At 63.8% G+C, this 8,843-nt stretch carries 9 protein-coding genes; 6 read left to right on the top strand and 3 right to left on the bottom strand.

The window, feature by feature from the left end:
• Nucleotides 1-176: 176 nt before the first annotated feature.
• Nucleotides 177-620 carry a hypothetical protein gene (locus H5395_RS15305; protein ID WP_182793426.1) on the bottom strand — a complete coding sequence of 148 codons (444 nt, stop codon included), beginning with the start codon at nt 618-620 and terminating at the stop codon, nt 177-179.
• Nucleotides 621-694: 74 nt separating this feature from the next.
• Nucleotides 695-1,096, bottom strand: a complete 402-nt coding sequence (locus tag H5395_RS15300) for a hypothetical protein (protein ID WP_182793425.1) — start codon at nt 1,094-1,096, stop codon at nt 695-697.
• Nucleotides 1,097-1,344: 248 nt separating this feature from the next.
• Here H5395_RS15300 and H5395_RS15295 point away from each other — a divergent pair, with 248 nt between their 5' ends.
• Nucleotides 1,345-1,620 (top strand): hypothetical protein, encoded by a 276-nt coding sequence (locus H5395_RS15295; protein ID WP_182793424.1) that lies wholly within the window; start codon nt 1,345-1,347, stop codon nt 1,618-1,620.
• A 14-nt stretch (nt 1,621-1,634) separates the two neighbouring features.
• A complete protein-coding gene (locus H5395_RS15290) occupies nt 1,635-2,849 on the top strand; it encodes an IS256 family transposase (RefSeq protein ID WP_182793423.1) in 1,215 nt (404 codons plus the stop codon).
• Between the two features lie 310 nt (nt 2,850-3,159).
• Here the strand turns inward: H5395_RS15290 and H5395_RS15285 are convergent, their stop codons facing one another.
• The gene (locus H5395_RS15285; RefSeq protein ID WP_182793422.1) at nt 3,160-4,128 is read right to left on the bottom strand and encodes a LysR family transcriptional regulator; all 969 of its coding nucleotides are present in this window, start codon (nt 4,126-4,128) and stop codon (nt 3,160-3,162) included.
• A 188-nt stretch (nt 4,129-4,316) separates the two neighbouring features.
• On the opposite strand from H5395_RS15285, the gene H5395_RS15280 reads away from it, so the two are divergent.
• The 4 genes from H5395_RS15280 to H5395_RS15265 all read left to right on the top strand — a co-directional run bounded on the left by H5395_RS15280 (nt 4,317) and on the right by H5395_RS15265 (nt 8,797).
• A complete protein-coding gene (locus H5395_RS15280) occupies nt 4,317-5,444 on the top strand; it encodes a TAXI family TRAP transporter solute-binding subunit (RefSeq protein WP_182793421.1) in 1,128 nt (375 codons plus the stop codon).
• A 118-nt stretch (nt 5,445-5,562) separates the two neighbouring features.
• Nucleotides 5,563-7,500 (top strand): TRAP transporter permease, encoded by a 1,938-nt coding sequence (locus tag H5395_RS15275; RefSeq protein WP_370576478.1) that lies wholly within the window; start codon nt 5,563-5,565, stop codon nt 7,498-7,500.
• Nucleotides 7,497-8,165, top strand: a complete 669-nt coding sequence (locus tag H5395_RS15270; RefSeq protein WP_182793420.1) for a 3-oxoacid CoA-transferase subunit A — start codon at nt 7,497-7,499, stop codon at nt 8,163-8,165. The genes H5395_RS15275 and H5395_RS15270 overlap by 4 nt, the downstream gene beginning before the upstream one ends.
• On the top strand, nt 8,162-8,797 hold the full coding sequence (locus H5395_RS15265; RefSeq protein WP_182793419.1) for a 3-oxoacid CoA-transferase subunit B: 636 nt from the start codon (nt 8,162-8,164) through the stop codon (nt 8,795-8,797). Before H5395_RS15270 ends, H5395_RS15265 begins: the two co-directional genes overlap by 4 nt.
• Nucleotides 8,798-8,843: the final 46 nt, after the last annotated feature.

Raw genomic sequence — 8,843 nt, 5'->3', positions numbered from 1 at the left:
GCAATGGCTCTGGACTTACAACAACGACCGCCCGAACATGGGCATCGGCGGCATCACACCCGCCCAGAAACTGAAAATGGCCGCATGAGTTCTACGAATGGACCCCGTTAGAAATGGGAGGATTACCCCAGGAGCGCGTTGGCTCGCGCCCCGGGAACGGTGCCACGCCTGCGCAATCAGGTGCGCAGCAGTTGCATGAGGGCGCGATCCGCTGCAATCCGATCCAAGGCCGCGTCACGTGCAGCGAGGAAGCTGTTGAGCGTTTCTTGCAGGCGCAGGAGCGTTTCGCCGCGTGCACTGTAGACCGGAATCTCGCGAACCTCACCATGCTGACCATCGTTGTCGTAGCGAGTCTCCACGAAGCGTCGTTCAGTCCCGACGACTTCTCGGCTGAGGTCGGTATCGATGATGCCGCGCAACGCCTGGAAAGAAGCGGTGTCACGGCTATCAAATGGCTGCCGCTCCGCAAGCCGACCCAGTGTCCGCGCCGCAAACCCGAAGTCGCGGATGTTGCCGCCGACGTAGACGGCGTGCGCCATTTCATGGAGCTCACGTCTGAGACGGATGGTTTCAGTCGCCAGCCCGTCGAGCGAGGGCGCGGCTACAGGGTTGATCTTCATAACAGCTCTCCAGGGTTGCCCGGCGTACTGGGGACGGGCGTCAAGGCTCGATCCCCGGGGGATCGAGAGAGATGTCAGGCAGCGATCAGGGGACCATCAACCTCGCCAGCCAGATCGCACCCCATGCTGTCGATCTCGTGGAGCAGATCCTCGAGCATGTCCGTCAGCAGGCAGATTGTCTCGACTTCGGCGGACGCGGGATGAAGCGTCGAAAAGAGGGAGATGTCGAAGTCATCCGGATCGCCCACATCATGAAGTGCAAGACACCGGTGAATGGCCGCAAGATCGCGCTTGAGGCGGCGATCGATGCAGGGGCTCCGGTCGAGATGGATGGCGCAAGATACCACCCGCGCCTCGGCAGCGGTACCGCCGAGCATCGAGGCGGCCATGGTGAGCTCATGGCCATAATCGAAGAAGAACCGGCGGACACGCTCGAGGATGTCACGGCGAACTTCAGAAGGACGAGAGTCGAACATTTGCTTCGCTCTTTTCTATACGCTGCACCAGTGCGGCAGCTTCAATGTCGCCCTCATCCTCCCTTCCTGCGGGCCTGTCTGTCGTTGCTTAAGATAAAGAATGGCCGGTTCCCCGAGGGACGAAGGGAATTTATGGAAATTGACGAAAAAAGTTCGCAGCGCCGTGGATGCGGTGCTGCCGTGCATGGCTATCTGCACATGAGTGGCTCGAGAGCCTGCGTAGATTGGTAGATTGAGGGAGAGGAGTGATGCAGATCGACCCGTTGCAGATTACAATCACACACGACGGCGACGTTTGGACTGCACGCTACGGCACTTTGACAGTGTCGTATCGGCACCAAGACAACTATGGCTACTATATTGGCACGCTCAATGAAGGACAGGTGCGAGAGTTCGCGTGGGAAGCCTTCGAGGTGGACCTGGAAGCAATGACCGCGCACCAGCGCCTGGAGCTCGTGGCGGTGCTGGGCGCCACGAGAGTGTCTGATCTTCTGTGTATGACTGACCCGGTCCATGCTTCCTGAGAGGAGCAAGGAAGATGACGATTTCCAACGAGCTGCTGGACGAGTTGCTGAAGGGCTGCAAGCGGCCCGAGGATCTGCTCGGCGATGCCGGGCTGATGAAGGAACTGAAGGTTCGGCTGATGGAGCGGATGCTCGGGGCCGAACTGACTGCGCACCTGGGCTATGAGGCTGGAGCGGAGCCGCCGCCCAAACAGGCCAACCGCCGCAATGGCACCGCGACAAAGCGGGTGAAGGGCTCGGATGGCGAGGTGCCGCTGGCGGTGCCGCGCGACCGGGACGGCAGCTTCGAGCCCGAGCTGGTCAGGAAGGGCCAGACCCGGATCGACAGGGTGGATGACAAGATCATCGGCCTTTACGCCGCCGGGCTTTCGGTTCGCGACATCCAGACGAGTCTCGAGGAGCTTTACGGACTTCGGAGGTCGCCGGACCTGATCAGCCGCGTCACCGATGCCGTGCTGGAGGAGGTCCGGGACTGGCAGCACCGGGCGTTGGACCGGATGTATCCGATCGTCATTTTCGACGCTCTGCGGGTGAAGATCCGCGATGCCGACAGCCGGATGGTCAGGAACAAGGCGGTCTACATCGCCTTGGGCCTTACCCGGGAGGGCGAGCGCGAGGTTCTCGGCCTCTGGATCGCCGACAACGAAGGGGCCAAGTTCTGGCTGTCGGTGATGAACGAACTGCGCAACCGGGGCGTCCAGGACATCCTGATCGCCGTTGTGGACGGACTGAAGGGCTTCCCGGAAGCCATCACCGCCGCCTTCCCGGACACCACGGTCCAGACCTGCATCGTTCACCTGATCCGGCATTCGATGAACTTCTGCAGTTGGAAGGATCGTAAGGCGGTGGCCGCCGACCTGCGCCCGATCTACGAGGCCCCGACTGCCGAGGAGGCCGCCCGCCGGCTCGATGACTTCGAGGGGACATGGGCCGGGAAATACCCGTCCATCGCCCCGGCCTGGCGCCGGGCATGGGCCGAGGTGATCCCGTTCTTTGCCTTCAGCGTCCCGATCCGGAAGATCATCTACACGACCAACGCGGTGGAATCGCTGAACCGGGTGTTGCGAAAAACCCTGAAGACCAAGGGCTCGTTCCCCACCGAAGAGGCTGCCACCAAGCTGATCTTTCTGGCCATCCGCAACTTCGAGAAGGGCGGCAGGGCCGTCCGGGAATGGGTTGCCGCACGAAATCAGCTGGCCATAATGTTCGCCGGGCGCTTCGACGCCTGACTGTATCTGAAAACCGCATGGGCCGGATCAGATACACGGAGTTCAGGACACTCCCGGGCGCCACCCGGTGACCGAACGACCTAATTTGCGAGTGTCATGGATCAAGCCCAGGTTCGCACCTTCAGACGGCTTTGATCATCAGAGCCTTGCCAAGGGGAAGATCTACGAGCGAGACCTCTTCGGATAGACCAGCACGAGATCGCCCCGAGCGGTCTCTTGCCCGGGGCGGCTTCAACACGAACTGGAAGGGGCTGCCTCACATGAGCGCCGGACCGGAACAGAAACGATGCAGGTCCAAGCCGCCGCTGGCTCAGTTCCGTTCCTGCGTTTCGCCCTCGTGCTCAATATCCGGTCGGACTGGCAGTGCGCCCGGCCAGGCGCCCTGCTGGACCATGAGCCGCGCCTGCTCCAGCAGTTCCTGCGCAAAGCGGCGCACGACAGGGGTGCTGTCGCGCGCCGGTGACTGCCACAACGCAAGCATCCGGCTCAGCACAGGATCGACGATCGGCCGGATGACCAGCCGCGAGCCCACTTGCGCCGCCTGTCCTCCCATCGCACGCGACAGGATCGTACGGCCGAGGTTCTTCTCTACCAGCGTGAGCATGGCCGACACCACGTCGATCTCGGCCACGACCACCGGCACGATGCCACGGATATCGGCCGCCTTGTCGATCAACTGCCGCAGCGCATGAATCGGCGTGGGCAGGATCAGCGGCCCTGAGAACGCCTCGGCAAAGGTGATCGGCTCGCCTGCCAGTGGCTCGCCGGGCGGGCAGATCAGGCACAACTCTTCCCGCAGCAGCGGGATCGCACGCTGGCCACGCGCCAGCGCGAGCTCGTAGGTCACGCCCAGATCGACCTCGCCGCGCCGCAGCCAGTCGCGCACATGGCCGGTGAAACCCGAGCTGACGCGCAGCTGGGCATGGGGGTGTTCGGTCATGAACCGCTCGATGAGGGGAGCGGTCAGCACCTCGGCCAGCGCGGGGGGCAGGCCCAACCTGACCATGCCGCGCAGTTCGCCGTCGCGGCCCGACACGACGCGGACCAGATCGTCGGCATCCTCGAGCAACTGACGCGAGCGGGCCTGCAGCAGCTCGCCCTGTGCTGTGAGGCTGACGCCGCGTCCGTGACGGTGCAGTAGCAGAACACCCATCTCCTCCTCCAGCGACTGGATCTGGCGGGTCAGGGCGGGTTGGGCCATGTTCAGCCGGTCGGCCGCCTGAGTGATGCTGCCGGCGCGGCAAATTTCCAGGAAGCTGCGAAGTTGTCGTAGGTCCATGATGCCTCCACAGTATCGCTGAAATGCTGGCAATGCATTTGAATTATGCGCCGCAACACGCAAACCTTTGTCAGCTTCGGCCCTGCCCACCGCAGGCCGGATGGGGAGAGTGAGATCAGTTAGCAGGCAGGCGCCACACTCGCGTCGGATGCCATGACGGCCCTGCAGGTGTTTTGGGAGGAACATCCATGAATTTCTTCAGTACAATCCGCGCCAGCACAATCGCCCTCGCGCTTGGCGTCACTGGGGCGGTGGCGCAGGAACTGCCCAATACGATGATCTGGACGGCCTATGACGTGGGCTCGGCAGGCTACGCCGAAGCCTCGGCGATCGCCGATGCTTTCGGGCGCCACGCCAACACCCGGATTCGCATCCAGCCGTCGGGCAGCGGGATCGGCCGCCTGCAGCCGCTGCTGCTGGGCCGGGCCGATTACGGCTTCCTCGCGACCGAGACCTACTTCCTGTCGGAAGGCGACTACGACTATGCCGTGCCCGAGTTCGGCCCGCAGAACCTGCGTGCGGTCGCCGGCCGTCCGGCGTCGCTGTCGATGGTGGCGGCGGGGGATGCCGGGATCGAGACGATCGCCGACGCGCGCGGCAAGCGCGCCGCTTTCGTGGTCGGCAATCCGTCGATCAACGTCAAGTGCGAAGCGGTCCTGGCGTTCGGTGACTTGACGCTGGACGATGTCGAGGTCGTGATGTTCCCGACCTACGCGGCCGCCATGAGCTCCATGACCAGGAACGAGGCGGACTTCACCTGCACCACGCCGACGACCAGCCAGCTTTACGAACTTGCGTCGTCCCCACGGGGGATCAAGTGGGTGCCTCTTGACCCGAACGACCAGGAAGGCTGGGCCAAGCTGCTGGACGTTCTGCCGATCATGGGCCCATTCGAGGAAGATATCGCTGCCGGCCTTGCACCGGGCGAGAAGGTTTCAATGGCGGCCTATCGCTATCCGGTGATCGTAACTCTCGCTGACAAGTCGGCCGACGAGGTCTACGCGTTCACCAAGGCGCTGGATGAGAGCTTCGATCTCTACAAGAACGCCACCGCGACCATGCACCGCTGGGATCTGAACATCTCCGGGACACCCCCGATCGACGTTCCCTTCCACGAGGGCGCGGTCCGCTATCTGACCGAGAAGGGCATCTGGACCGACGAGTCCGAAGCCTGGAACCAGGAGCGGATCGCCCGTCTCGACGCGCTTCGCGCCGCATGGGAGGAGTTCCTGCCGGCGAACCGAGACCTGCCGCCTGAACAATTCGCGGCGCAGTGGGCCGAGGCCAAGGCGGCTCTTGGTCAGGGATCCAACTGAGGTCTGCCTCTGCTAACCGAGCCGGCGCGGGTATGCGTCGGCTCGCCGATTTTCAGGATTGGACCCGATGACCCAAGAATCAGTCACAGACGCAAAGATACCGCCGCCGGTTGGTCAGGTGACCACGGACGAGCAGCACATGCACCACAGCTCTGATCCTCCACGGCCGGCGCGCCCCTCGGGCTTCGCGCTGATCGTAGTGTATATCCTCGGCGCCGCTGGCGTGCTGCTGGCAATCAACCAAGTTTTCCTGCTCAACCTGTTCGGCTTCCAGCCGCTCGGCAACTCGTATCTTTATTATCTGATCGGCGTTTTCCTTTCGATCGCCTTCATCACGATGCCGTCCAGCCCGAAATGGGCGACGACGGTGCCGTGGTTCGACTGGGTTCTGGTGGTGCTGACCTTCGGCGCAACCCTCTATTTGGGCAATAACGGCCTGCGCATCATCCAGGAGGGGTGGGAGTTCGCCGCCCCGCTGTCGGCGGACATCGCCGCCGTGATCGTGCTGGTCGCGGCGCTCGAAGGGGTCCGGCGCGGGGGCGGTAATATCCTGCTATGCACGGCGCTGTTCTTCGCCGCCTATCCGCTGTTTGCGGGCTACATGCCCGGTTTCCTGTGGGGCACCGCCTACAGCCTGCCGGAAGCGGTGCGCGCCCATGTCCTTGGCGTCGAAAGCATCGTCGGCCTGCCCATGCAGGTGGTGGCGGAACTGGTGATCGGGTTCGTCATCTTCGGATCGGTCCTTACGATCACCAAGGGCAGCGACTTCTTCATGGACCTGGCAGCGGCGCTTCTGGGTCGCCGCCGGGGCGGGCCGGCAAAAGTCTCGGTGCTGAGCTCAGGGCTTCTGGGCTCGCTGTCGGGCAGCGTCATTTCCAATATCCTGACCACCGGCCCGTTCACCATTCCGACGATGATGCGGGTGGGCTATTCCCGAACCTACGCCGCCGCCATCGAGGCAACCGCGTCGAGCGGCGCGACGCTGATGCCCCCGGTCATGGGCACGGTCGCGTTCATCATGGCCTCGTTCCTCGGCATTCCTTACGCCGAAGTGGCAATCGCGGCCTTCCTGCCGGCGGTCCTGTTCTACGCCGCGCTGCTGTTCCAGGTCGATCTCTACGCCGCGCGCGAGGGCCTGAAGGGCCTGCCGGAGGAAGAAATCCCGCCGCTCGGGCGCACGCTGATTTCGGGCTGGCCCTACCTTCTGTCGCTCGTCGTGCTAATCTACGTGCTGATGGTCATGCGGCTGGAAAGCTACTCGCCGTATTTCGCGTCCCTTGCGATGATCATCGCCACGTCCTTCAACCCCCGGACCCGGCTGAACGCGCGCCGCGCACTGGACCTGCTGCTCGACGTCGCAAAGAATATCGGCTCGCTGGTGGCGATCCTCGCCGGGATCGGACTGGTGGTCGGCGGTCTGTCATACACCGGCGTTGCAGGCGCCTTTTCGCGCGAACTGCTGATTCTGGCTGGCGGCAACGTGCTGCTGATGCTGATTGCCGGCGCGCTCACGAGCTTCATCCTCGGATTGGGGATGACGGTCAGCGCCGCCTACATCTTCCTGTCGATCCTGCTGGCGCCCGCGCTGGTGCAGGCCGGGCTCAACCCCATCGGCAGCCACATGTTCATCCTTTACTGGGGGATGCTGTCCTACATCACGCCGCCGGTTGCGCTGGCGTCGATCACGGCGGCGAACATCGCCAAGTCGGACCCGTTCAAGACCAGCCTGTTCACGATGCGGCTGGGCAATGCGAAGTTCATCCTCCCGTTCATCTTCATCTACGACCCGGCCCTGCTGATGCAGGGAACCTGGGCAGACGTGTTGAGCGCGCTGGTGATGGCCCTGATCGCTCTCTGGGCGCTGACGGTCGCCTTCGAAGCCTATCTCTACCGCGTCGGCATCATCAGCATGGTCGGACGGGTGCTGTTCACCATCGGCGCCATCCTCACGATCATTCCGGAATTCTACACGGATGTCCTGGGTCTCGTGGTGATCGCTATTGCGATTTTCTATGAGTGGTTCCGGGCGAAAAATCAGATGAAGGCAACGACATGATCGACAAGCGAGTGGCCGACCTGGCCTCCGCGGTGGCGCCAATCCACGATGGCGCCACCATCATGGTCGGGGGCTTCGGGGAATCCGGCATCCCCTTCGGGCTGCTCGGCGCGCTTCTGGACCACGGGGCGAAGGGGTTGACGATCATCTCGAACAACGCCGGTTCCTTTGAGACGGGAACGTCGGCGCTGCTGCGCGAGGGGCAGGTTGCGAAGGTGATCTGCTCCTACCCCCGCACCCCCGGTTCGATCTGGTTCGAGCGGCGCTTCGAGGCGAGCGAGGTCGAGCTCGAGATCGTCCCGCAGGGCACGCTGGCCGAGCGTATCCGCGCGGCCGCTGCTGGTCTCGGCGGCTTCCTGACGCCCACCGGCTACGGCACAAAGCTGGCCGAGGGCAAGGAAACGCGCGAGATCGACGGTCGCGGCTATGTCTTCGAAAAACCGCTCCACGCCGACTTCGCGCTGGTGCGGGCCGAGCGGGGCGACCGCTGGGGGAACCTGACCTTCCATGCCACGGCCCGGAACTTCAACCCCGTGATGGCGATGGCCGCGCGGCACAGCATTGCAGAGGTGCGGCATTTGAGCGATGAGCCGATTCCCCCAGAAAGCGTGATGACGCCCGGCATCTTCATCGACCGCCTCACCGAATACGGAGTGCGTCCATGAACCGCCTGAGCGACGACCAGATGGCCGCACGGCTGGCGCAGGACATTCCCGACGGCGCCTATGTCAACCTCGGCATCGGCCTGCCAAATCTCGTTGCGGCCTTCGTGCCCAAAGGGCGCGAGGTGATGTACCAGACCGAGAACGGCCTTCTCGGCGTCGGCCCCTCGCCGGCGCCGGGGCAGGAAGACCCAGAGCTGATCGACGCCAGCAAGAAGTTCGTCACAACACTGCCGGGCGCGTCCTTCTTCGATCACACCGACAGCTTCGCGATGATGCGGGGCGGGCATCTCGATATCGCGGTGCTCGGCGCCTATCAGGTGGCCGAGAACGGCGACCTGGCGAACTGGGCGACGCTGGACGAGAGCTTCCCGCCCGCGGTGGGCGGGGCCATGGACCTTGTAGCCGGAGTGCCGCAGATCTTCGCTATCATGCGCCACACCACGCGTGAGGGTAGTCCGAAGCTGCTGCGACGCTGCAGCTTCCCGCTGACCGGGGCAGGGGTGGTCACGCGCGTCTATACCGACCTCGGGGTGTTCGCCGTGACACCCGAAGGTTTCCGGGTGATCGACCTCGCCCCCGGCAACAGCCTTGGCGACGTGCAGTCCGTGACCGAGGCGCGGCTGATCGCGTGATCGCCGCGGGCACCGCCGCTGCAACCATCCAAGAATGAAGGTTATT

The organism is Paracoccus sp. MC1854, assembly GCF_014164635.1.
In the GTDB taxonomy this organism is placed as follows: Bacteria; Pseudomonadota; Alphaproteobacteria; order Rhodobacterales; family Rhodobacteraceae; genus Paracoccus.
The sequence above is the reverse complement of the archived record's forward strand: the minus strand, read 5'-3'. Positions and strand labels throughout refer to the sequence as shown.